Annotated in this window: 20 protein-coding genes; 12 read left to right on the forward strand and 8 right to left on the reverse strand. The window is 72.6% G+C overall.

Annotation, left to right across the window (positions count from 1 at the left end):
• Positions 1-20: 20 nt before the first annotated feature.
• Positions 21-713, reverse strand: a complete 693-nt coding sequence (locus tag AOK15_RS02770) for a response regulator (RefSeq protein ID WP_055512335.1) — start codon at positions 711-713, stop codon at positions 21-23.
• Positions 714-1,011: 298 nt separating this feature from the next.
• Here AOK15_RS02770 and adhP point away from each other — a divergent pair, with 298 nt between their 5' ends.
• From adhP to AOK15_RS02785, 3 genes are read left to right on the forward strand one after another with little or no spacing between them, the layout of a single operon-like run.
• The gene (gene adhP, locus AOK15_RS02775; RefSeq protein WP_055512336.1) at positions 1,012-2,022 is read left to right on the forward strand and encodes an alcohol dehydrogenase AdhP; all 1,011 of its coding nucleotides are present in this window, start codon (positions 1,012-1,014) and stop codon (positions 2,020-2,022) included.
• Positions 2,023-2,075: 53 nt separating this feature from the next.
• On the forward strand, positions 2,076-4,769 hold the full coding sequence (gene ppdK / locus AOK15_RS02780) for a pyruvate, phosphate dikinase (RefSeq protein ID WP_055512338.1): 2,694 nt from the start codon (positions 2,076-2,078) through the stop codon (positions 4,767-4,769).
• 16 nt (positions 4,770-4,785) lie between these two features.
• Positions 4,786-5,493: a CBS domain-containing protein gene (locus tag AOK15_RS02785; RefSeq protein WP_055512341.1), complete on the forward strand. Its 708-nt coding sequence runs from the start codon at positions 4,786-4,788 to the stop codon at positions 5,491-5,493.
• A gap of 122 nt (positions 5,494-5,615) precedes the next feature.
• Here the strand turns inward: AOK15_RS02785 and pflA are convergent, their stop codons facing one another.
• From pflA to AOK15_RS02800, 3 genes are all read right to left on the reverse strand, one after another.
• Positions 5,616-6,362, reverse strand: coding sequence for a pyruvate formate-lyase-activating protein (gene pflA / locus AOK15_RS02790; RefSeq protein ID WP_205632069.1), 747 nt, complete (start codon positions 6,360-6,362; stop codon positions 5,616-5,618).
• Positions 6,359-8,620 carry a formate C-acetyltransferase gene (gene pflB, locus AOK15_RS02795; RefSeq protein ID WP_055512343.1) on the reverse strand — a complete coding sequence of 754 codons (2,262 nt, stop codon included), beginning with the start codon at positions 8,618-8,620 and terminating at the stop codon, positions 6,359-6,361. Before pflB ends, pflA begins: the two co-directional genes overlap by 4 nt.
• 267 nt (positions 8,621-8,887) lie before the next feature.
• On the reverse strand, positions 8,888-9,511 hold the full coding sequence (locus AOK15_RS02800; RefSeq protein ID WP_055512346.1) for a DoxX family membrane protein: 624 nt from the start codon (positions 9,509-9,511) through the stop codon (positions 8,888-8,890).
• A 725-nt stretch (positions 9,512-10,236) separates the two neighbouring features.
• Here AOK15_RS02800 and AOK15_RS02805 point away from each other — a divergent pair.
• A complete protein-coding gene (locus tag AOK15_RS02805) occupies positions 10,237-11,811 on the forward strand; it encodes an oleate hydratase (RefSeq protein WP_055512347.1) in 1,575 nt (524 codons plus the stop codon).
• A gap of 12 nt (positions 11,812-11,823) precedes the next feature.
• Here the strand turns inward: AOK15_RS02805 and AOK15_RS02810 are convergent, their stop codons facing one another.
• On the reverse strand, positions 11,824-12,468 hold the full coding sequence (locus AOK15_RS02810; protein ID WP_055512349.1) for a hypothetical protein: 645 nt from the start codon (positions 12,466-12,468) through the stop codon (positions 11,824-11,826).
• Positions 12,465-14,171 carry an aa3-type cytochrome oxidase subunit I gene (gene ctaD, locus AOK15_RS02815; protein WP_079058271.1) on the reverse strand — a complete coding sequence of 569 codons (1,707 nt, stop codon included), beginning with the start codon at positions 14,169-14,171 and terminating at the stop codon, positions 12,465-12,467. The genes AOK15_RS02810 and ctaD overlap by 4 nt, the downstream gene beginning before the upstream one ends.
• A gap of 390 nt (positions 14,172-14,561) precedes the next feature.
• Between ctaD and AOK15_RS02820 the strand changes: the two genes are divergently transcribed.
• Complete coding sequence (locus AOK15_RS02820) at positions 14,562-15,266, forward strand: CBS domain-containing protein (protein WP_055512351.1); 705 nt, start codon at positions 14,562-14,564, stop codon at positions 15,264-15,266.
• 72 nt (positions 15,267-15,338) lie between these two features.
• Here AOK15_RS02820 and AOK15_RS02825 read toward each other — a convergent pair whose 3' ends face one another.
• Complete coding sequence (locus AOK15_RS02825; RefSeq protein ID WP_055512353.1) at positions 15,339-16,148, reverse strand: universal stress protein; 810 nt, start codon at positions 16,146-16,148, stop codon at positions 15,339-15,341.
• 133 nt (positions 16,149-16,281) lie between these two features.
• Positions 16,282-17,190: a universal stress protein gene (locus AOK15_RS02830; RefSeq protein WP_055512355.1), complete on the reverse strand. Its 909-nt coding sequence runs from the start codon at positions 17,188-17,190 to the stop codon at positions 16,282-16,284.
• 727 nt (positions 17,191-17,917) lie between these two features.
• On the opposite strand from AOK15_RS02830, the gene AOK15_RS02835 reads away from it, so the two are divergent.
• The 7 genes from AOK15_RS02835 to AOK15_RS02860 form a co-directional block, all read left to right on the forward strand.
• Entirely contained in the window at positions 17,918-18,910 is a 993-nt protein-coding gene (locus AOK15_RS02835) for an Acg family FMN-binding oxidoreductase (protein ID WP_079058272.1), read from the forward strand.
• A 151-nt stretch (positions 18,911-19,061) separates the two neighbouring features.
• Positions 19,062-19,238: a universal stress protein gene (locus AOK15_RS46450; RefSeq protein WP_240508278.1), complete on the forward strand. Its 177-nt coding sequence runs from the start codon at positions 19,062-19,064 to the stop codon at positions 19,236-19,238.
• A 40-nt stretch (positions 19,239-19,278) separates the two neighbouring features.
• Positions 19,279-19,782, forward strand: coding sequence for a universal stress protein (locus tag AOK15_RS02840; protein ID WP_055512357.1), 504 nt, complete (start codon positions 19,279-19,281; stop codon positions 19,780-19,782).
• Between the two features lie 237 nt (positions 19,783-20,019).
• Entirely contained in the window at positions 20,020-20,337 is a 318-nt protein-coding gene (locus AOK15_RS02845) for a hypothetical protein (RefSeq protein WP_240508279.1), read from the forward strand.
• A 99-nt stretch (positions 20,338-20,436) separates the two neighbouring features.
• Positions 20,437-21,045 carry a universal stress protein gene (locus tag AOK15_RS02850; protein WP_055512360.1) on the forward strand — a complete coding sequence of 203 codons (609 nt, stop codon included), beginning with the start codon at positions 20,437-20,439 and terminating at the stop codon, positions 21,043-21,045.
• A gap of 407 nt (positions 21,046-21,452) precedes the next feature.
• Positions 21,453-22,034, forward strand: coding sequence for an Rv1733c family protein (locus tag AOK15_RS02855; protein ID WP_055512362.1), 582 nt, complete (start codon positions 21,453-21,455; stop codon positions 22,032-22,034).
• A gap of 281 nt (positions 22,035-22,315) precedes the next feature.
• A partial coding sequence (locus AOK15_RS02860) for a SulP family inorganic anion transporter (protein ID WP_240508282.1) occupies positions 22,316-23,319 on the forward strand: 1,004 nt, incomplete at its 3' end.

Here is a 23,319-nt window from a genome sequence, read left to right on the forward strand (position 1 = left end):
CCCAAAGCTCGCCCCGGACGTCAGCTCCCGTCCTGCTTGAGCCGGTCCGCGGCCTGGGTGGCGATGACGGCGGCCTGGACGCGCCGCTCCACCCCGAGCTTCGCCAGCAGCCGGGAGATGTGGTTCTTGACGGTCTTCTCGGCGAGGTAGAGCCGCTGACCGATCTGACGGTTGGTCAGCCCCTCACCGATCAGCGCCAGGATCTCCCGCTCCCGTTCGGTCAGGCCCGGCAGGGCGTCCGGCTCGGGCTCCGGCTCCTGGCCCTGCCGCAGCCGCGCCATCAGCCGGGCGGTGGCGCTGGGATCGAGCAGCGACTGGCCGGCGGCGACCGTGCGGACGGCGGACACCAGGTCGGAGCCCTGGATCTGCTTCAGCACATACCCGGAGGCGCCCGCCATGATCGAGTCCAGCAGGGCCTCCTCGTCGTCGAACGAGGTCAGCATCAGACAGACCAGCTCCGGCATGCTCGAGCGCAGTTCCCTGCACACGGTCACCCCGTCGCCGTCCGGCAGACGCACGTCCAGCACCGCCACCTGGGGGCGCAGGGCGGGGACCCGGATCAGGGCCTGCTCGACGTTGGCGGCCTCACCGACCACGGTGATGTCCGGCTCGTCGTTCAGCAGGTCGTGCACTCCGCGCCGAACCACCTCGTGGTCGTCCAGCAGGAAGACCCGGATCGGGTTGTCGGGGCCGGGCCGGTCGCCGTCCGCCATCAATTCGCTCCTCGTTCACTCTGTGTTGTTCGCTGTACGTCGAGCGCTCTGCCTCGATCGCTCTGCGTCGATCGCTGCCTTGCGTCGATCATGTACCGGGCCCCCCGGGAGGGACGCACGGCCATTGTCTACCGCTGATCCTCCGTGATCCGGGGCCGAAGGGCCAGGGCCTGAAGACCCTACCGGGACCACAGGGGCCGGTCGGCCCCACCCGTGAGGACGTCCAGCACCTGCCGCCGTGCCGGGGCGCGGCCGAGCCTGGAACGGCATCACGTCGACAGAGTTCCGGGAGAATTCCATGAAGGCAGCAGTGGTCACGTCGTTCGGCCGTCCCTTGGTGATCGAGGAGCGGCCCGATCCGCAGCCCGGCCCCGGCCAGGTCCGTATCCGGGTGGAGGCGTCGGGGCTGTGCCACACCGACATCCACGCCGCGCACGGCGACTGGCCGGTCAGGCCCACCCTCCCGTTCGTCCCCGGCCACGAGGGCGTCGGTGTCGTCGAGGCGCTCGGCGACGGGGTGACCCACCTGGAGATCGGGCAGCGGGTGGCCGTGCCCTGGCTGGGCTGGGCCTGCGGGCGGTGCGAGCACTGCCTGTCCGGCTGGGAGACGCTGTGCGAGCAGCAGCGGAACACCGGCTACGGCGTGGACGGCGGCTACGCGGAGAAGATGCTCGCCTCGGCGGACTTCGCCGCCCCCGTGCCCGACGGCATCGACCCGCGCGACGCGGCCCCGCTGACCTGCGCCGGCGTCACCACGTACAAGGCCCTGAAGGTCGCCGAGGTGCGTCCCACCCAGCTGGTGGCGGTCTCCGGGATCGGCGGCCTCGGCCACCTCGCCGTGCAGTACGCGAAGATCGCCGGAGCGACCGTCGCCGCGATCGACGTCACCGACGACAAGCTCGACCTCGCCCGTGAGCTGGGCGCCGACATCCTGATCGACGCCCGCAAGGAGGACCCGGCGGAGGTGCTCAAGCGGCACGGCGGCGCCCACGCGGCGATCGCGCTGGCCGTCGACGAGGCCGCCTTCGCCTCGGTGTACGGCGGTCTCAGGCGTGGCGGCAAGCTCGTCATGGTGGCCCTGCCGGCCGGCGGCACCATCCGGGTGCCGATCTTCGACACCGTCCTCAACGGAACGTCCGTGATCGGTTCGATCGTGGGTACCCGCCAGGACCTGGACGAGGTGTTCCGGCTCCACGCGGCCGGACGCACGAAGGTGATCTACGAGACCCGCCCGCTGGAGACGGTCAACGACTCGATCGCCGAGGTACTCGACGGTCAGGTCAAGGCGCGCATCGTCTTCGAGATGTGACTCCGCCGCATCGCCGCACACCCTCCGGAAGCCGGACAAAGGAGCGCGACGTCATGGTCCGTTACGTGTACGAGTTCGCCGAGGGCGGCCGGGAGATGGCCGGTCTCCTCGGCGGCAAGGGCGCCAATCTTGCGGAGATGACCCGGATGGGCCTGCCGGTGCCGCCCGGCTTCACCGTCACCACCGAGGCCTGCCGGGCCTTCCTGACCACCGGCTCGGCACCGGACGGTCTGGACCGCGAGATCTCCGAGCACCTGTCGGCCCTGGAAAGGGCGGCGGGACGCCGGCTGGGCGAGCCCGCCGATCCGCTGCTGCTGTCCGTCCGCTCCGGGGGCCGTTTCTCCATGCCCGGCATGATGGAGACGATCCTCGACGTCGGACTGAACGACGAGTCCGTGCTGGGCCTGGCCAAGGTGTCCGGGAACGAGCGCTTCGCCTGGGACTCCTACCGCCGTCTCATGCAGATGTTCGGCAGTACGGTCATGGGGGTCGACGGCGCGCTGTTCGAGGACGTCATGGCCCGGCTGAAGGAGCGGCGGGGGGCCGCCGACGACCTGGGGCTGGACGCGGCCGACCTGGCCGAGCTGGTCGAGGCGTACAAGGAGCTGATCCGCGACCGGACCGGTGAGTACTTCCCGCAGTCGCCCGCCGAGCAGCTGCGCCGGGCGGTCCTCGCGGTCTTCGAGTCGTGGAACGGCGAGCGCGCCCGGATCTACCGCCGCCGCGAGCGCATCCCCGACGACCTGGGCACGGCCGTCACCGTGCAGACCATGGTGTTCGGCAACCTCGGCGCCGACTCCGGCAGCGGTGTCGCCTTCACCCGCGACCCGGCCACCGGCCGGACCGGCCTGTACGGCGACTATCTGCCCAACGCGCAGGGCGAGGACGTCGTCGCCGGTATCCGCAACACCGTCCCGCTGGACGAGCTGGGCCGGATCGACGCGGAGTCGTTCTCCCGGCTGCGGGACCTCATGCGCACCCTGGAGACCCACTACCGGGATCTGTGCGACATCGAGTTCACCATCGAGCGCGGCACGCTGTGGATGCTCCAGACCCGGGTCGGCAAGCGGACGGCGGAGGCGGCGTTCGCCATCGCCGGCCAGCTGGTCGAGGAGGGTCTGATCAGCGAGGACGAGGCGTTGACACGGGTCGGCGGGAGCGGGCTGGCACGGCTGATGTTCCCCCGCTTCGACACCTCGGCCGTCGGCGAGGCCCTCGCGCACGGTATCCCGGCCTCGCCCGGCGCCGCCGTGGGCGCGGCCGTGTTCGACTCCGCCGAGGCGGTCCGGCGGGCCGCCGCCGGGGAGAAGGTCGTCCTCGTGCGGCAGGAGACGACCCCCGACGACCTGCCGGGCATGGTCGCCGCCCAGGCCGTGCTGACCAGCCGCGGCGGCAAGACCAGCCACGCGGCCGTGGTCGCGCGCGGCATGGGCAAGGTCTGTGTGTGCGGCGCGGAGGAGATCGCGGTGGATCCGCACGGGCGCCGCTTCACCGTGGGCGGCACCACCGTCGAGGAGGGCACCGTCATCTCCGTCGACGGCTCCGAGGGCGCCGTGTATCCGGGGGCGGTTCCGCTGGTCGACTCCGCGGTGATGCGGTACTTCGAGACCGGCGGGCAGGACGAGGAGCCGGCGGGGTTGGTGGCCGCCGTGGGCCGGGCCATGCGGCAGGCGGACGGCGTACGGCGACTCGGGGTGCGGGCGAACGCCGACACGCCCGAGGACGCCGCGCGGGCCCGGCGGTTCGGCGCCGAGGGCATCGGGCTGTGCCGTACCGAGCACATGTTCCTCGGCGACCGCAGACAGCTGGTGGAGGCGATGATCCTCGCCGGGACCGACACCGCGCGCGAGCAGGCGCTGGACGCGCTGCTGCCGCTGCAACGGCAGGACTTCGTCGGCATCCTGGAGGCGATGGACGGGCTGCCCGTGACCATCCGGCTCCTCGACCCGCCGCTCCACGAGTTCCTGCCCGACCGCACGGAGCTGGCCGTCCGGCTGGCGGCCGCCGAGGCGCAGGGCAGCCCGCCCAGCGCGCACGACGCGGAGCTGCTGGACGCGGTGAACCGCATGCACGAGGAGAACCCCATGCTGGGCCTGCGCGGCGTACGCCTGGGTCTGGTCGCGCCGGGGCTGGTCGCGATGCAGGTGCGGGCGATCGCCGAGGCGGTCGTGGAGCGCAAGCGGGCGGGCGGCGACCCGCGGGCGGAGATCATGGTGCCGCTCGTCGACACCGTCGAGGAGCTGCGGATCGTCCGTGAGGAGGTGGAGCAGGTCCTGGCGGAGGTCGCCGACCGGTCGGGCGTCGCCCTCTCGTGCCCGGTCGGCACGATGATCGAGCTGCCGCGGGCCGCGCTCACCGCGGGCAGGATCGCCGAGGAGGCGCGGTTCTTCTCCTTCGGCACCAACGATCTGACCCAGACCACCTGGGGCTTCTCCCGTGACGACGTCGAGGCGGCGTTCTTCTCCGCCTACCTCGACAAGGGCATCTTCACGGTGTCCCCGTTCGAGACGATCGACCGTGAGGGCGTGGGCCGGCTGGTCGAGATCGCCGTGGCGGAGGGCCGGGCGGTGCGTCCGGACCTGAAGATCGGCGTCTGCGGCGAGCACGGCGGCGACCCGGAGTCCGTGCACTTCTTCCACGCCGCCGGCCTGGACTACGTCTCCTGCTCCCCGTTCCGCGTGCCGGTCGCCCGCCTCGAAGCCGGGCGGGCCGCGCTGTCCGGGACGGACGGCGGCGACACCCGGTGAGGAAGGAGTGTGCGTCATGACGCGCATCGTCGGTGAGGTGATGACCCGTGAGGTCGTCGAGGCGCGCCGGGACACGTCGTTCAAGGAGGTGGCGCGGCTGCTGGACCGGTACCGCATCAGCGGTCTGCCCGTGGTGGACCACGACGACAAGGTCGTGGGAGTGATCTCCGAGACGGATCTGATCCGTCGTCAGGCAGCGGGCGCCGATCGGGGCCGGGGCCGGCGGTTCCCCGGGCGCGGGTCGCGCCGCTCCGGCCGCCGGGCGGCGGGTCTGGCCCCGGCCGTGACCGCCGGGGACCTGATGTCGTCGCCGGCCGTCACGGTGCACCCGGAGCAGCGCGTCGCGGACGCCGCGCGGGTGATGGAGCGGCATCGCGTCGACCGGTTGCCCGTGGTGGACGAGGAGGACCGGCTGATCGGCATCGCCACCCGGCGGGATCTGCTGCGGGTGTTCCTGCGCACGGACGAGGAGATCCGCCGGGACGTGACCGACAAGGTCCTCACCCGTGCGCTGGGCCTGCCGCCGGGGGCCGTCACCGCGTCGGTGCGGGACGGTGTGGTGAGGCTGAAGGGCCGGCTGGAGCGGCGCGGTGACGGCCCGGTCGCCGTCCGGCTCGCATGGCGGGTGGACGGGGTGGTCGGCGTCGTGAGCGAGCTGACGTTCCGGGTGGACGACATCGATGCCCTCGATCCGCGGACCCCGGGCGCCCACCCGGCGCGGTGATCCTGCCCGTCACGTCCGGGGCCGCTGTGCCTTCCGGCCCCGGACGTGACGGGCTCTCAGGGATCCGGACGTGACGACGGAGCGCCGGCCGAGTCGCGACTCGGCCGGCGCTCCGTTTCTCGTCACAGGGCCCGTAGGCCGTGCTCCCGGAACTGTTCGCGGACCCGCTCGGTCAGTACCGCGTCCGGGGTGGGGGTGTCGCGCAGCGGGAAGGGGATGCCGAGCGCCTCGTACTTGTGGGCGCCGAGCTTGTGGAACGGCAGGACGTCCACCCGGTCGACGTTGCCGAGTCCGGCGAGGAAGGCACCCAGCCCGTCGACGGCCTCCGGGTCGTCGGTCCAGCCGGGTACCAGGACATAGCGGATCCACACGGGGACGCCGAGCCGGTCCAGGCGGGTGGCGAAGGTGAGGGTCGGGGAGAGATCGCCGCCCGTCAGGGTCCGGTACGTGCGGATGTCGAAGGACTTGACGTCCAGCAGGACGAGGTCGGTGTCGGCGAGCAGGTCGTCGGTGGCGCGGGCGCCGAGGAAACCGGAGGTGTCGAGCGCGGTGTGCAGGCCGAGTTCCCTGCAACGGCGGAGGACACCGGCCGTGAACGCGGGTTGCAGCAGGGCCTCCCCGCCGGTGAGCGTCACTCCCCCGCCGGCGGTGGTGATGAAGGGCCGGTACTTCTCTATCTCGGCCGTCACCTCGTCGACGGTCCTCTCCTTGCCGTCGCGCATGTGCCAGGTGTCCGGGTTGGCGCAGTAGAGGCAGCGCAGCGGGCAGCCGCTGAGGAAGAGGACGAACCGGGTCCCGGGCCCGTCCACTCCCGTGGACAGGTCCCAGGAGTGGACGCGGCCGGTCACCGGCCCGGCGGTGGTGTTCACAGCGCTCCGTGGAAGGTGCGGCTGATCACGTCGAGCTGCTGCTCGCGGGTCAGGCGGACGAAGTTGACGGCGTATCCGGAGACGCGGACGGTCAGCTCCGGGTACTTCTCCGGGTGCTCCATCGCGTCCTCCAGCGTGGCCCGGTCCAGCACGTTGACGTTCATGTGGAAGCCGCCGGAGGCCGTGTAGGCGTCGAGGATGCCGACCAGGTGGCCCGGGCGCTCGGCCGGGTCGTGGCCGAGTCCCTCGGGTGTGATCGTCGTCGTCAGCGAGATGCCGTCCCTGGCCTGTTCGTACGGGAGCTTGGCGACGGAGAGGGCCGAGGCGGCCACCCCGTGCAGGTCCCGTCCGTTCATCGGGTTGGCGCCCGGCGCGAAGGGGGCTCCGGCGCGGCGGCCGTCGGGGGTGTTGCCGGTGTGCTTGCCGTAGACGACGTTCGAGGTGATGGTCAGCACCGACTGGGTGTGCTCGGCGTCCCGGTAGGTGGGGTGCTTGCGTACCTTGGCCATGAACGACTCCACCAGGTCGACGGCGATGCTGTCGGCGCGGTCGTCGTTGTTGCCGTACGCGGGGAACTCGCCCTCGGTGCGGAAGTCGACGGCGAGCCCCGACGCGTCCCGGAAGACCTTGACGCGGGCGTGCTTGACGGCGGAGAGGCTGTCCACCGCGACGGAGAGGCCCGCGATGCCGCACGCCATGAAGCGGTGCACGGGGTGGTCGTGCAGGGCCATCTCGATGCGCTCGTAGGCGTACTTGTCGTGCATGTAGTGGATGACGTTGAGCGCGTCGACGTAGGTCTCGGCCAGCCAGTCGAGGGTGCGGTCGTAGGCCGCCCGCAGTTCCTCGTAGTCCAGGTGGTCGCCGGTCAGGGCGGGCGTCGCGGGGGCGATCTGGTCGCCGGTCATCTCGTCGCGGCCGCCGTTGACCGCGTACAGCAACGCCTTGGCGAGGTTGACCCTCGCTCCGAAGAACTGCATCTGCCGGCCCACCGCCATCGCCGAGACGCAGCAGGCGATCGCCGTGTCGTCGCCGGTGCGAGGGCGCAACAGGTCGTCGGACTCGTACTGGATGGCGCTGGTGTCGATGGAGACCTGCGCGCAGAACCGCTTGAACCCCTCGGGCAGGCGCGGCGACCACAGGACGGTCAGGTTGGGTTCGGGGGCCGGGCCGAGGTTGTACAGGGTCTGCAGGAAGCGGAACGAGGTGCGGGTGACCAGGGGGCGGCCGTCGGCGCCGATACCGCCGATGGACTCCGTCACCCAGGTCGGGTCGCCGGAGAACAGGGCGTCGTACTCGGGGGTGCGCAGGAACCGCACGATCCGCAGCTTGATCACGAAGTCGTCGATGAGTTCCTGGGCGCGGGTCTCGTCGATCGTGCCCTCCTCCAGGTCCCGTTGGAGGTAGACGTCGAGGAAGGTGGAGGTGCGGCCCAGCGACATCGCGGCGCCGTTCTGCTCCTTCACCGCCGCCAGGAAACCGAGGTACAGCCACTGCACCGCCTCGTGCGCGGTCACGGCGGGGCGGGAGACGTCGCAGCCGTACGAGGCGGCCATCTGCGCGAGTTCACCCAACGCCCTTGTCTGCTCGGCCAGTTCCTCGCGGTCGCGGATGACCTCCGGGGTGGAGGGCCGCGCGTCCAGCAGGGCCCGCTCGGCCCGCTTGGCCTCGATCAGCCGGTCGGTGCCGTAGAGCGCGACGCGCCGGTAGTCGCCGATGATTCGGCCGCGGCCGTACGCGTCGGGCAGGCCGGTGATGATGCCGGCCTTGCGGGCGGCCCGCATCGCGGGGGTGTAGGCGTCGAAGACGCCGTCGTTGTGGGTCTTGCGATAGGTCCCGAAGACACGCTTCACGAAGGGGTCGGCCTGGTAGCCGTACGCCTTCAGCCCGTTCTCCACCATCCGCAGACCGCCGTTGGGCATGATGGCCCGCCGCAGCGGGGCGTCGGTCTGGAGGCCGACGATCAGTTCCCGGTCGCGGTCGATGAAGCCGGGCCGGTGCGAGGTGATGGTGGAGGGCAGTCCGGGGTCGACGTCGAGGATGCCCAGGCGTCGTTCCTCGGGGAACAGCCGGGCGACCTTGTTCCAGACGGCGAGCGTCCGCTCGGTCGGCCCTGCGAGGAAGGCCGCGTCGCCCTCGTAGGGCGTGTAGTTGGCCTGGATGAAGTCCCGTACGTCGACCTGGTCGCGCCAGTGGGCACCGGCGAAGCCGCGCCATGCCTCGGTCGTCGCACCGGGTCCAGCTGTCACCGTTACCGTCATCGCCGGTCTCTCCCTCACTCCGCGCGCAGAATCTCTGCACTTCGCATACTCGTCCCGCGCGGTGGTGGCGGGGAGGGTCTGTCGGCGCAGCCGGGGCGCGCCGACGGTCCCTCGCGGGTGGGGGCCGATGGGCCCTGTCGGAGTCCGGCACGCGCGCGTCCCGTTGACGGTCGGCGGCGCGGAAACGACCGGGGGCGCCCCCGCGTCCTGGCGGAGGCGCCCCCGGTCCGACGTACCGTGACCTTTTCGTTCGTCAGCGGTCGTTGCTCAGAGGAGCCAGCGGTGACGGCTGACGAAGGGCAGGCGTGCCCAGGCCCTGCCGAGACCCCAGGTGGCGCCGGCTCCCGCGGCGGCCAGGGCCACGAGGACGACGGCGTAGACGAGGTGGTAGTCGGCGAAGGGGTTGGTCGACATGCTCGCCGACCCGTCGGACAGGTGCTTCGCCGGTGGCCATTCCGCGACCCACATCAGGGCCATCATCAGGGTGCCGGCGACCGCGGCGAGCCGCAGGCCGACGCCAGCGATCAGGGCGAGCCCGATACCGAGCAGTCCGAGCATGAACAGCGAGTCCGCCCAGGCGGCTCCGGCCCAGTCGTGGAACGTGGACTCCATCGGGCCGACGGCGACGTGGCTGAGGAAGCCCTCGGTCGGTGAACCGCCGTCGATCCAGCCCTTGCCGGACGGGGTCGCGTAGCCGAAGCCGAACGTCTTGTCGAGGAACGCCCAGAGGAAGACGAACCCGGTGAGGATGCGGAGCCCGGCGAACATGTACGAGCCGGCCGCCGTCGCCGCGATGGTCGTCCCGTCGGCGGAGGCGGGGGCCGCTCCGGTACGGCGCAGGGACGGGAAGCGGAACCCGGGGTGGCGCTGGGGGTGGTGGTGCACTGCCATGATGCTCATCCCTTTCGAGGGTGCGACGCACGGAGGGTGGACGCGGGGAGGGTGGACGTCTGTCGTGGCGCCTTCAATGTCCCGCGTCGCCGAGGCCCGCCGCAGAGGCCCCACGGGCCCGAGACACGGGCCGAACGTCCCCTCCGTCAGCCCTTGTTGAAGGACGGACGACCCGCGCGCGTCCGGGCCCGGTCACGGCGCGGGGGCTCCACGGCGGGGCCGGGTTCCAGGTCGGGGTCAGGTTCCAGATCGAGGTCAGGTTCCAGGTCGGGACCGGGTTCCAGGTCGGGGCCGGACTCCAGGTCAGGACCGGGTTCCAGGTCGGGGCCGGACTCCAGGTCAGGTCCGGTGCCAGGTCGGGGCCCGCGATGGGGTGGTCGGCCGACCGGGGGCAGCGATCGGGCAGAGTGGGCGGATGCCTGAGTCGCCACGATCCTGTGGTGGCAGGACCGGTGCCGGCGGGGCAACGAGGCGCAGGCCGACGCGGGGGACGCCGCCCATGGCCCGGCTCCGTGGCGCGCGCACGGGGTCGACGGGCACGGCGGCGGGGTCCCGATACGGCATGGCGTACGCGACCGGACCGGCTCCGGGCCCAGGGCCGTTGGTCCTGTGTGCGCGCCGGGGACCCGACGAGTGACCAATGGCCCCATGACGGCAGGCGCCGGAGCCGGAGAAGCTGGGGGTGCTCCGTTCCCGACGGGCGGGCGAGCGCGAGGAGTTGTGTGATGGCTAAGGCATATCTGGTGGGCAGCGGCATCGCGGCGCTCGCCGCGGCGGCGTTCCTGATCCGCGACGGCGGCTTCGACGGGTCGGACATCCACCTGTTCGAGGAGCAGCGACGGATCGGCGGCGGTCTCGACGCCGACGGCACGGCGAACACCGGCTACTCGGTGCGCGGTGGGCTGATGTTCGAGGCCGAGTACCGGTGCACCTACGACCTGCTCTCCGGCATCCCCTCCCTCGACGACCCCGCGGTGTCGGTGACGCAGGAGATCCTCGCCGAGCACGAGCGGTTCGCCTGGGACGATCTCGCGCGTCTCGTCGACGAGGACGGGAGGATCGTCGACACCCGCTCGACGGGCTTCTCCGAGCGGGACCGCCTCGACCTGGCCCGCTGCCTCGCGACGCCCGAGGCGCACCTGGACGGCAAGCGGATCAGCGACTGCTTCGGCGAGCACTTCTTCACCACGAACTTCTGGTTCCTGTGGTGCAGCACGTTCGCCCTGCAACCCTGGCACAGCGCCATCGAGTTCCGCCGCCATCTCAAGCGTTTCCTCCACCTGCTCCCGGAGTTCGCGACCCTGTCGGGCGTGCACCGTCCCCGCTACAACCCGTACGACTCCGTCGTGCGGCCACTCACGGCCTGGCTGCTCGACCGCGGGGTGACCGTCCACACCGGGTGCCGGGTCGTCGACCTCACGTTCGCGCCCGGGCACCGGGACATCACGGTCGCGGCCCTCTCCCTGTCCCGCCTGGGACGGGACGAGAAGATCACCGTGGCGCCCGACGATCTGGTCCTCGTGACCAACGGCTCCATGGCCGACTCCCTCAGCGTCGGCTCGCACACGTCACCGCCGCGCCCGCCGCGCCCCCGTTCGGACGCCTGGCTGCTCTGGCACCGGCTGGCCCGCGGACGCGACGACTTCGGCAACCCGGACGCGTTCGACAAGCGTGTCCAGGAGTCCCGCGTGGAGTCGTTCACCGTGACCACCGAGGATCCCGGCGCGTTCCTGGACGCGCTGGCGAAGTTCGGCGGGCAGGGGGCCGGACACGGCGGGCCGATGACGTTCACCGGCTCCGACTGGCTGCTCACCATCGTCGCGGACGGCCGGCCGGTCCACCCCGACCAGCCCGAGGGTGTCGGCGTGTGGTGGGGGTACGCCCTCCACCCCGGCCGGGCCGGCAACCGGACGCCGAAGCCGATGACGATGTGCTCCGGGCGGGAGATCCTCGAAGAGGTCCTGCACCATCTGCGCCTCGACGGGGCGGCGGCGGCCCATGTCCTGGCGACCTCGACGGTCGTGCCCTGCCTGATGCCGTACGCCACCAGCCAGTTCCTGGCCCGGCGGCGCGACGACCGGCCGGAGGTGGTCCCCGAGGGGTCGGTCAACCTCGCGTTCATCGGGCAGTTCGCCGAGGTCCCCGCCGACGCGACGTTCACCGTCGAGTACTCCGTACGGACCGCGTGGACCGCCGTGGCCCGGCTCCTCGGCCTCGACCGGCAGCCGCCCGCCGTCTACAAGGGGCACCACGACCCGCATGTGCTGGTCGCCGCGCTGGAGACCGTGCACCGGCGGTGACCCGGAGCGCCGTCACCGCCCCGGACGGCTCCCCGGGGACCGGCGGGCCACTCGCGCCCGGCCGACCGCCGCGGCGAGGAACACCGCCGTCAGCAGGGCGGGCACGGCGACGGCCGCGCCGGTCCCGCCGTGTCCGGGGCCGAAGGCCACCGGCAGGAGCGCGGAGGCCACCGCAGCGCCCAGGCCGACTCCGAGGACGGCGACGAAACGGTTCCGGGCGCGGTACATCCGCGCCCGTGACGTGAGCCTGGGGCGCGGATCCGCCCTGCCGACGGCGCGCACGTCACGTACCTCGCGTACGGCGGGTATCTCGCGTACGGCGCGCAGGGAGTACTCGTCGTGGACGTGGGCCAGTTGGGTCGCCGGGTCCTCCCGTGCCTCGCTCCGGCACCGTGCGGCCGCGCGGATCCGCAGGCCCGCTGTGGTGGCGGCGCCCGCCGCGGCCACGGCACCGGGCGCCCACCACGGGTCGGCCACGAGAAGCAGCACGGCCATAGCCGCGACCGTCGTCCAGCCGCTCAGGCAGGCCGCCGCCGTACCGCGCAGGGAGTCCGGACGGTCGGCCCCCGCGCGCACCGTCGCGAGGGCGGGCAGCCACCACACGCAGCCGGCAGCGGCCACCAGTGCGGTGCCCAGGGCCGGGACGGGGTGCGTCACGTTCGGACCGCCCTCTCGATCGCGACGATCTCCGGGTGGTGCAGGTCGAACGCCGGCGACTCGGAGCGGATCCGCGGCAGCGAGGTGAAGTTGTGGCGCGGCGGCGGGCAGGACGTGGCCCACTCCAGGGAACGGCCGTAGCCCCAGGGGTCGTCGACGTCGACCTTCCTGCCGTACTTCGCGGTCTTCCAGACGTTGTAGAAGAACGGCAGGATCGACAGGCCCAGCAGGAACGAGCCGATCGTGGACAGGGAGTTGAGGGCGGTGAAGCCGTCCGCGGCGAGGTAGTCGGCGTACCGGCGGGGCATGCCCTCGGTGCCGAGCCAGTGCTGGACGAGGAAGGTGAGGTGGAAGCCCACGGTGAGCGTCCAGAACGTGATCTTGCCGAGGCGTTCGTCGAGCATCCTGCCGGTGAACTTGGGCCACCAGAAGTGGAATCCCGCGAACATCGCGTACACGACCGTGCCGAACACCGTGTAGTGGAAGTGGGCCACCACGAAGTACGAGTCGGACAGGTGGAAGTCCATCGGCGGTGACGCGAGGATCACCCCGGTGAGACCGCCGAAGACGAACGTGACGAGGAAGCCGGTGGTCCACAGCATCGGCGTCTCGAAGGAGAGGCTGCCCTTCCACATCGTGCCGATCCAGTTGAAGAACTTCACGCCGGTCGGCACCGCGATCAGGAACGTCATGAAGGAGAAGAACGGCAGGAGCACCCCGCCCGTCACGTACATGTGGTGCGCCCACACCGTCACGCTCAGGCCGGCGATGGCGATGGTGGCGCCGATCAGGCCCATGTAGCCGAACATCGGTTTGCGGGAGAAGACCGGGATGACCTCGGAGACGATGCCGAAGAACGGCAGCGCGAGGATGTACACCTCCGGGTGGCCGAAGAACCAGAAGAGGTGCTGCCAGAGCAGTGCCCCGCCGTTGGCCGCGTCGAAGACGTGGCTGCCGAACTTGCGGTCGCACTCCAATGCGAACAGTGCCGCGGCCAGCACCGGGAACACCAGCAGGATCAGCAGCGCCGTCAGCAGCACGTTCCAGGTGAAGATCGGCATCCGGAACATGGTCATGCCCGGTGCGCGCATGCAGATGATCGTGGTGATGAAGTTGACCGCGCCCAGGATCGAGCCGAAACCCGAGAGGGCCACGCCCATGATCCACATGTCGGCGCCCAGCCCCGGCGAGTGGACGGCGTCGGACAGGGGCGCGTACAGGAACCAGCCGAAGTCGGCGGCGCCGCCCGGGGTCAGGAAGCCGAACGCGGCGATCGACGAGCCGAACAGGAACAACCAGTAGGCGAGCATGTTCAGCCGTGGGAAGGCGACGTCCGGCGCGCCTATCTGCAAGGGCATGATCCAGTTGGCGAAGCCGGTGAACAGCGGCATGGCGAACATCAGCAGCATGATCGAGCCGTGCATGGTGAACGCCTGGTTGAACTGCTCGCTCGACATGATCTGCAGGCCGGGGCGGGCGAGTTCGGCCCGCATCATCAGGGCCATCACACCGCCGACGACGAAGAACGCGAACGCGGTGACCAGGTACATCGTCCCGATCTTCTTGTGATCGGTGGTCGTCAGCCAGTCGACCCACGTCGACCGGCCTGCCGCCGGGACGGCCGCCCCGGCCTCCTCACGGACCGGGGGACGCGACCGCGCCCCCGCCGTGTGCTTCTCCTGGTCCAGCTGCGCCTCGTCCATCGGACGGCGTCCTCCCCATCTGCTCATGTGCTCAAGGGCCGGGAAGCGCCCGCGCGTACGCATGGGAGACGCGGCGCTTCCCGGCGCCGCCACATGATCGTCGGACCGGCCCCCCGCCCCGATAGGGTCGAACGGTCCCCACGTCGTCCCGGAATGGGGTCGAACGGTCCCTCTCGGCACCGCCGGGACGGGCGACCCGCAGAGCCGCGCCACCGCTGTCGCGCGGCGAGCGGGGGCCGAGGGGCCGAGGGCACCTTGGTCGAAGCCGTAGGTGGTCGAAGCCGTACGTGCTGGTCGGGCCGGGGCCGGGGCCGAACGGCCCTTGGGGCGGGCCGCGCGGCGCAGGAGAGTGGGAGGAGGAACGAGAAGCGTCCTCGGGAGGCGAGAGCCATGCGGAAACGGATGGTGAGTGACCTCATGACCACACGCGTCGTAGGGGTACGGCGGAACACCGGCTTCAAGGAGATCGCCAAGCTGCTCGCCGAGTACGACATCACGGCCGTCCCTGTCGTGGACGACGACGACCGCCCCGTCGGCGTCGTCTCCGAGGCGGACCTCCTGCGCAAGGAGGCCGCGCAGCTCGATCCGGCCGGGCTGCTGCCGGTGCTGCGGCCACGGGAGGCGGCAGGGGCGAAGGCCGAGGCGACCACGGCCGAGGGGCTGATGAACAGTCCCGCCGTGACCGCCCGGCCGCAGTGGACGGTGGTGGAGGCCGCCCAGGTCATGGAGCGCCACCACGTCAAACGACTGCCGGTGGTCGACGAGGCGGGACGACTCGTGGGGCTGATCAGCCGCGCGGACCTGCTGCGCGTCTTCCTGCGCGGCGACGCAGCCGTCCGGGAGGAGATCGCCGGGGAGGTGCTGGTACGGACCCTGGGCCTCGCGCCCGACACGATCACCGTGCGGGTGGTCGACGGGCGGGTCGCGCTGCGGGGCACCGTCGAGCGCAAGTCGATGGTCCCCGTGGTGGAGCGGCTGTGCCGGGGGGTGGACGGCGTCGTCGACGTCTCCGCCGAGTTGAACCACCGGATCGACGACACCTCTGCGACGCCGTCGGACCTGGGGATGTCGCGCCGCTCCCAGCTGGCGACGTGAGCTGGGGGCCGGGAGCCGGAGGCCGGCGGCCGGGGGCCGGACGGTGACCCGGCCTCCCGGCTTCCCCTCTCCCTATGCCGTTTCCTGCCCGGCGGGCACGATCAGGACCGGGCAGTGGGAGTGGTGCAGCAGTTCCCGGGCCACGGGCCCGAGATGGCGGCCCGGGCCGTGCGTCGCGGGACCGGCCGCGACCACGACCAGGTCGGCGGTGCGGGTGGCGTCCACCAGGGCCCGTACCGGGGCGGAGCCCGGCTCGGGAGCGTCCGCGCGTACGGTCGGGTGCCGTTCGCCCAGGTCCGCCAGCGCGGCGACCCACGCGGGGCGCGCGGTCGATCGCCCGTTGGCCCGGTGGGACGCCATGGGGAGCACGGGGTGGTGCGTGGTGAACGGGGGGATCCGCAGACGGGCGCGGCGCAGTTCGGCCTCCTGGAAGGCGTAGGCCGCCGTGCCCGCGTCGGTGGCGTCGTCGAGGGCGAGGATGATCTCGTCGTGGCAGTTCATCGGTGAGTCGCCGCGTACGACGAGCAGCGGTCCCGGCGCGTGCGCGGCCAGGCGCGCGCTCACCGAGCCGACCACCGCGCCGAGGATCCCGCCGAGGTCGCGGCAGCCGACGACGGTGAGTGCGGCGTGGCGTCCCCGTTCCGCGAGGACGCCGGCCGAGTGGCCCTGTACGGGGACGGTGGTGACGGCCGTGCCGGGTCGACGGGCGCGCACGCGCGCCGCGGCGGACGCGAGCACGGGTCCGGCCTCGTCGAGGTCCGGCACGGCGTGGACGATCTCCAGATCGACGCCGCGCAGGGCGGCCTCGTCCGCGGCGCGGTCGAGGGCGCGTACGGCGGTGATCGTGCCGTCCACGCCGACGGTCACGTGACGGGTCCTCATGGTGGTTCCTCCTGTCGGGGTGCGGGACGGCTCCCGGGCGGCGGCCCGGATGTGCGGGGCGCAGGCAGCCGGGCTCAGCGTGCGGAGCTCGGACGTACCGGGCTCAGGTGTGCTGGGCTCAGGCGGGCCGGGCTCAGGTGTGCGGTACGACGGCCACCGGGCAACCGACGTGGTGCAGGACCGCGTGGGTGACGGGACCGGTGTGCGGGCCGGGCCGGGCGTCCCGTATCCGGCGTCCGACGACGACCAGGGAGGCGTCGACCGACGCGTCCACGAGCGCGCCGGCGGCCCGCCCCTCGACGACCGTCTCGGCCACGGTGACCTCGGGGAACTTCGCGCACCACGGACGCAGTGCCGCGAGCACGGCGCGTTCCCGCTCCGCGAGCAGTTGCGTTGCCGGGACCGGGGCGCGGACGTCGTCGACGGCGTACGCCACCGGGACCCGGTAGGCGTGGATCACGCGGAGCCCGGTGCCGCGGCGCCGGGCCGCGGCGAACGCGAACTCGATCAGTTCGTCGCAGGGGTGGGACACGTCGAGCCCGAGGACCACGTCCCTGTACGGGAGTTCGGGTATCTCGTCCGGCGACACGCCGTCCGGGGCCGGGAGATGTTCACCGGCGGCGCCCTCCCCGGACCGGACGAGCACCACGGGGCGCGTCGACCGCGCCACGACCCGCTGGGAGACCGAGCCGACGACGAACCCGGCGAGACCGCTCAGTCCACGGGACCCGAGGACCAGTGGTTCCGCCTCGTCGGTGGCGTCGAGCAGAGCGGCGACCGGGGCCTCCCGCACAAGCCGGGCCTCGATCCCGAGGCCGGGGTGCGCGGCCCTGACGCTGCGGGCCACCTCGTCCAGAATCTGTTCGGCCCATGCGCGCTGACCGGTGCCGAGGGGGACGGAGGCCGGCGGACGCGGATGCCACTCCCAGGCGTGCACGAGCCGCAGCTCCATCCCTCTGCGCAGGGCTTCCCTGGCCGCCCAGTGGGCGGCGGCGAGACTCTCTGTCGATCCGTCGACTCCCGCGATCACGTACCGAACCATGTGCGCACCTCCTGTGTCCCGGCCGGATGGGCCTGAGCCGAGCATCGGGGAGGGACACGGTGGTGCGCAGGGGGCCGCAGGTCCTTTCCCAGGGCCCTTAGGCCCCCAACTCCCGCCACCTCACGGGCCGGACGGCTCAGCGGGACACGAGAGCCGGGCGGGGGCGACGGGCGGCCACGTCCGTCGGCGAGTTCGTCGGTGGGAGCGGGGGCACGGTCGTCGGCGGGCCCGTCGGCGCGACCGGCGAAGTGGGCGTCACCGGCATCGTCGGGGTCACCGACGACCCACGGTCCGTGCGACGGTCCGTGCGGCGGCGCAGCGCGCGGAGTGCCAGCGCGTCGCGCACGGCCCGCAGGGCGAAAGCCACCACGGCGGAGCCCGCCAACAGGACGGCGTACCGCTTCCGAACGAGCGAGCTCGTTCTCGCCCCCGATGCCGATGCCGATCTCGGCGTCGACACCGATCGCAGGGTCGATGCCGACCGTAGTCTCGAAGCCGATGTCGTCGTGAGCATGCTGCCTGCTCCTTCCGGGTCCCGATCCTTCTCCTCCATGCAACCGCCCGGAGGGCCACGGCGCAGGGTGCCGAAGGGCTCCCGTCGGGTGCCGTGCGGCCCGACCGTGGAGCCGTACGGCCCCTCCTGCGTCCGGCGCGGCGCCGCCACTGTGGGCAGGGTCAACCATCCAGGCCCACCGGCTCCGCGGCGCGGGGCGGGAAGGAGTTCCCGATGTGGTCCGCAGCTCCCGCTCTCCCGACGCTGGAGACGATGGTGTCGGCGGCCGTGGCCGCTCCCTCGATCCACAACACCCAGCCCTGGCGTTTCCGGTTCGACCCGGACACGGTGACCCTGGAGGTCCGGGCCGTGGCGGACCGCGGGCTCCGGCACCTCGACCCCATGGGCCGTGCCCTGCACCTCTCCGTGGGCTGTGCCCTCCTCAATCTCCGGCTGGCGGTCGCCCACTTCGGTCGGGAGCCGATCACCCGGCTGCTGCCCCGGCCCGACGAACCGGATCTGCTGGCCACCGTACGGCTCGGCGGACCGGTTCGGAACGCGACCGTCCCCCGGCTGTACGAGGCGCTGTGGCACCGGCACAGCAGTCGGTTCCCGTTCTCCGAAGCACCGCTGCCCGGAGCTGTGGCAGCGGAACTCGTCGAGGCCGCGCACCATGAGGGCGCCCTGCTGAGCCGCCCCGGCCCTGGTGGGACGGAGCGGGTGCTGCGGCTGTTCCGTGACGCCGAGCGCCGCAACACGGCCGACCCCGACCGGGCGGCGGAAAGCCGCCGTTGGGTGCACGAGCCGAACGCGGCCGCCCTCGGCATGCCTCCGGCGGCGATCGGTCCGCAGGACTTCTGGGAGCGGATGCCCCTCCGGGACTTCGGCGCGCACCGCCGTCCGTCCGTTCTGGCCACGCGTCCCTTCGAGAAGCGGCCGTCGATCGCCGTACTGTCCACCGCGCACGACCGCAGGTCGGACTGGCTGCGCGCCGGACAGGCACTCCAACGTGTCCTGCTGGTGGCCACGGCCCATGGGCTGCGGGCGTCGCTCCTGCACCAGGCGCTGGAGTGGCCCGATCTGCGGGAGCGGGTCGTGCCCTGGGCGGACGCCCCGCGGGCCCACGCGCAGATGGTGATCCGGTTGGGCTTCGGCCCGGAAGGTCCGCCGTCACCGCGCCGACCGGCCCGGCAGGCGCTGGACGCGGACGTGTTGTTCGCGTCCTGACGGACTCGTGGCCCTCACACGGGGCCGGAGGTCCCGAGGCACGTGCCGTCCGGCCCCTGCCCCCGTACCCCCGGCGGGGAGAAGGGGCGACGGAGGTGGGCACGGACGCGTGACGCCGTGACGGGCGGCACGCCGACAGCGGAGGTGGGCCATGACCGGCTCTGCCACCGTCGGTTTCAACGGCTCCCCCGCCGGTATGACCACCGTCCGGTGGGTCGCTCGCGAGGCCGCCGCCCGGCACCTGCCGGTCGTGCTGCTCCACTCGTGGACCACGCAGCCGCTCGATGTGTCGGCCCTTCCGCAAGAGGCCCGCAGCAATCGGCCGTAGGGCCGGGACGTGTTGGGACGGGCCGAGGCGGAGGTGCCCGGTGTCCGGCCGTCACCGTGCGGGCCGGCGATCCGTCGGCCGACGGCAGCCGGGGCGGGACCTCGGGGGTGAACCAGGACGCGGTCATGGTGGGCGTCCAGGAGCTCGGGCCGGCGGAGACGCGCTGCTCGACTTCGTCTTCGGCGAGGCCACGTCGCGCGGGACACCCGTCCGTGTCGTACGGGTCCTGCCCCTGCCGGCCTCCCTGGCGGCCCACCCGCACGAGAAGCTCGTCGCCGACCCGGTCGGCCCTCCCGAGGCGGAGGAACGCGTACGGCTGACCGCCGCGCCGACGCCCCGACGGGAGAAGTTCCCCGACACACCCGTCGAGGAGAGGGCCATGACGGGCCATCTCTCCCAAGCGCTGTTGACGGCCGCGGTCACCGGTCTTCTCCTCGTCGTGGGGCGTCCCCGGCACCGGCCCGATCCCGGGAGACTCGGCCCCGTCGCCCGCACGGCCCCGTACCACGTGCCCTGCCCCGTGGCGGTCGTCCCGCACGACTGAACCGCGACCGCTGAAGGCGACCGCTGAAGCGCAACCGCTGAACCGCGACCGTGTGACCGTTCGCGTTGACGGCAGTGCGCACGAGAGGCGCGGCGGCGGCCGAACTCACGGCCCGGCGCGGGAACAAGACACGTCCGCGGGGCGCTGTTCCGGATACTCCGACCGGTATCGCGACCTTCACGGCGAAGGGCGCGCGGAAGGGGTCCCCATCGCGGCTCGGAGGAAGGTGTGAGACCCATGACGGCTCCAGGGCAGGAGCGGCATTCACCGGGTGACAAGCCCCCGTTGGTGACGTCCTGCGGGCGCAGGATCACAGTGAAATGCCTGACGCTGACGGCGGCCCGGCCGATCACCCGGGTGACCCTGCGCGTGGGCCCGGACCAGGGTGACGAACCCGGTGTCTGGGCCGCGCTGACGGCCGAGGAGGCCCGCGAACTGGCCGACCGACTGCTCGCCCAGGCCGCCCGGGCCGAGTCCACCGCCGCAGCCGGTCCCGCCGCCGGAGCCACAGCCGGAGCCGCAGCCGGAGCCGGAGCCGGAGCCGCCCGAGTGTGAACCGGGGGCCGTTCGGCCGACGGGACGAGCCCTCTCGGCCCAAGTGCCGTCCCCCGCGGCACCGCATGGTGGGTCCAGAGGCCGTTGAGGGAGGCCGCCATGCCGGAAGTCACCGCCGAGAACGTCCCCGCCGAGAACGCCATCGTCGTGGGCGTCGACGGCTCCGAGGCATCCGTGTCCGCGCTGCGCTGGGCGGTCCGGGAGGCCCGAGCCGTCCACGCGAAGATCGTCGCCGTGCACGCCTGGGAACCGACCGGGCCCACGCTCGCCCCGTACGCTCCCCCGTCGGCCCGCCCGACGGTCACCGAACAGCGGGTGAGAGCGGCGGGATTGCTCGCCGACACGCTGCGAGAGGCCCTCGGCCCGCGGATCGACGGTGACCTCCGTGCCGCTGACCTCCGCGCCGCCCACGTCCACGCCGTCGTGACGCAGGGGCCACCCGTTCGGGTGCTTCTACGACACGCCCGCGGCGCGCGCCTGCTCGTTCTGGGGCGCCGGGCCCATGGCGCGTTCGGGCTGCCCCCGGTCGGGGCGGTCGGCCGGGAGTGCCTGCTCCACGCCACGGTTCCGGTGGTCGCGGTGCCCGCCCCGGAGCCGTCCCCGGCAACGTCCGGGGGAGGGCCGCTCCTGGGGGACGCGGGCGATGGCCAGGACGAGTACGACGTCCGCGCTCTCGTGGCACGGGTCACGGCTCCCGTGCGGAGGTGACAGGTCGGGGTCGTTCGGCCCTGGCGCGTTCGCCGTCCTCGTGTTGTCCTGAAACCGATGGGAAGGGCCCCGTAGGAGAGACGCGGAGAAGCGGCCCGCGAGGTCGCGCACCGCGTAATCAGGATCCGCGAGAAGCGGGTGGGGCCCTTCCCGTCCTGCACCCGTGCTCCCCTGCTCCCGTGCCGCCGACCGACCGCAGGGGGTCGCCCGTTCAGCGGTCGCCGCCCGGCTCGGCCCGAAGCGCCCCGTCCACGCCGCGCCACACGCCTTGCCCAGGGCTGAAGGACCTCGCCGGGCGATGGGAGTGGGTCCCGGTCGGCCCTGACGACGGCACCTGAACGGCCCATGTGACGGCGGTGTTCCGACTGGCACCTTCCACAGGGACGACGAGGAGGAGGTGCGGACCGATGGCCGGCAGCAGGCGAGGGAAGAAACTTCTGTGGCGATGGCGGAGCAATCCGCTGCGGCGCCACGATGACGTACTGGAGGCGTGGGTCGTGCTCGCCGTCTGGACGGTCATGGCGATCGGAGGCACCCTGGCCGGCTTCTTGACCGCGCGGGCGGCGCAGGAGGTCTTCGCCGACCAGCGCGCCGAGCGGCGTTCGGTCCCAGCCGTACTCCTCTCCGGCGCCCCCGAGCCGGGTTCGGGTCGGTACAGCACCGGCGACCGTACCTCGACGGAGGTCCGCTGGACCGCTCCGGACGGCACCCCGCGCACCGGGAGGACCCTGGTGGAGGGGGGCCGGAAGGCCGGCACCCGGGTCACGGTCTGGACCGACGCCAGCGGCGCCCTGACCAGTGAGCCGCCCACCCCGAACGAGGCGGCGATCGAGGCCGGCTCGCTCGGCACGGCCGCTGCGCTCGCCCTCAGCGGTCTGACGTACGGCGTCGGCCGTGCCGGACGGTGGTGGCTCGACCGGCGTCGTGTCGAGCAGTGGGGCAGGGAATGGACTCTGGTCGGCCCGCAATGGGGCCACAGGACGAGCTGACACCCCACCGACGGCGGGTCTCCAGGCGCAGGAACCGTCCTCCTGCCCCGCCCCCACTCTCACCCTTCCTCATCTCTTCCCCATTCCCACCTGCGGAATTGCAAAATTTAGCAATTCACTAGATGCTGTGTTGCCGTGCCCGTGGTCCGCCGGGCACGGCGCATGGGGCCCGCTCCGAAGTCGGGGCGCCGCAGGGAAGCCGAGGGGTCGTGTCCGTTCCGCTGTACCAGGCCGCGGCGCGGCTCACCGCGCTGCTGCCCTCACGCGCCGACCTGGCGGCCATGGGGCGCTCCCCGAGACGGGATCTGCTCGCGGGGCTCACCGTGGCGATCGTGGCCCTGCCGCTCGCGCTCGGGTTCGGTGTCTCCTCGGGTCTCGGGGCCGAGGCGGGACTGGCGACCGCCGTGGTGGCCGGTGCGCTTGCCGCCCTCTTCGGCGGTTCCGACCTCCAGGTGTCCGGGCCGACCGGGGCGATGACCGTGGTGCTGGTGCCGATCGTCGGCGAGTACGGGACGACGGGTGTACTCACCGTCGGGCTGATGGCCGGCGTGATGCTCATGTCCCTGGCCGCGCTGCGGGCCGGAACCTGCATGCGGTACGTGCCGGCGCCCGTGGTGGAGGGCTTCACCCTGGGGATCGCCTGCGTCATCGGGCTCCAACAGGTGCCCCAGGCACTCGGTGTGCCCGCGCCCGACGGCGACCGGGTCCTGGTGGTGGCGTGGCGGGCCGTCGCGGAGTTCGCGGGGCACCCGAACTGGACGGCGGTCGGCCTCGCGGTGTCCGTCGCCGTGATCATGCTGGGGGGCGCCCGTCTGTGGCCGACCGTCCCGTTCTCCCTCGTCGCCGTCGTCGCGGCCACGGTCGTCGCCCAGGTGGCGGACCTCGACGCGGCGCCCATCGGTGACCTCCCGTCCGGACTGCCCGCGCCCTCGCTCGGCTTCCTCGATCCGGGCGCGCTCGGCACCCTGCTCGCCCCGGCCGTGGCCGTGGCGGCGCTCGCGGCCCTGGAGTCCCTGCTGTCCGCCTCGGTCGCGGACGGCATGACCGTGGGACAGAAGCACGATCCCGACCGCGAGCTGTTCGGCCAGGGACTGGCCAACATCGCCGCCCCGCTGTTCGGCGGGGTGCCCGCGACCGGAGCGATCGCCCGGACCGCCGTCAACGTCCGTACGGGCGCCGGTTCCCGGCTGGCGGCCCTCACCCACGCCGCGATCCTCGCCGTGATCGTGTTCGCCGCGGCACCGCTGGTGTCGAAGATCCCGCTCGCCGCCCTCGCCGGAGTGCT

Origin of the sequence: Streptomyces ossamyceticus (assembly GCF_001418475.1) — a bacterium.
Taxonomy (GTDB): domain Bacteria; phylum Actinomycetota; class Actinomycetes; order Streptomycetales; family Streptomycetaceae; genus Streptomyces; species Streptomyces ossamyceticus.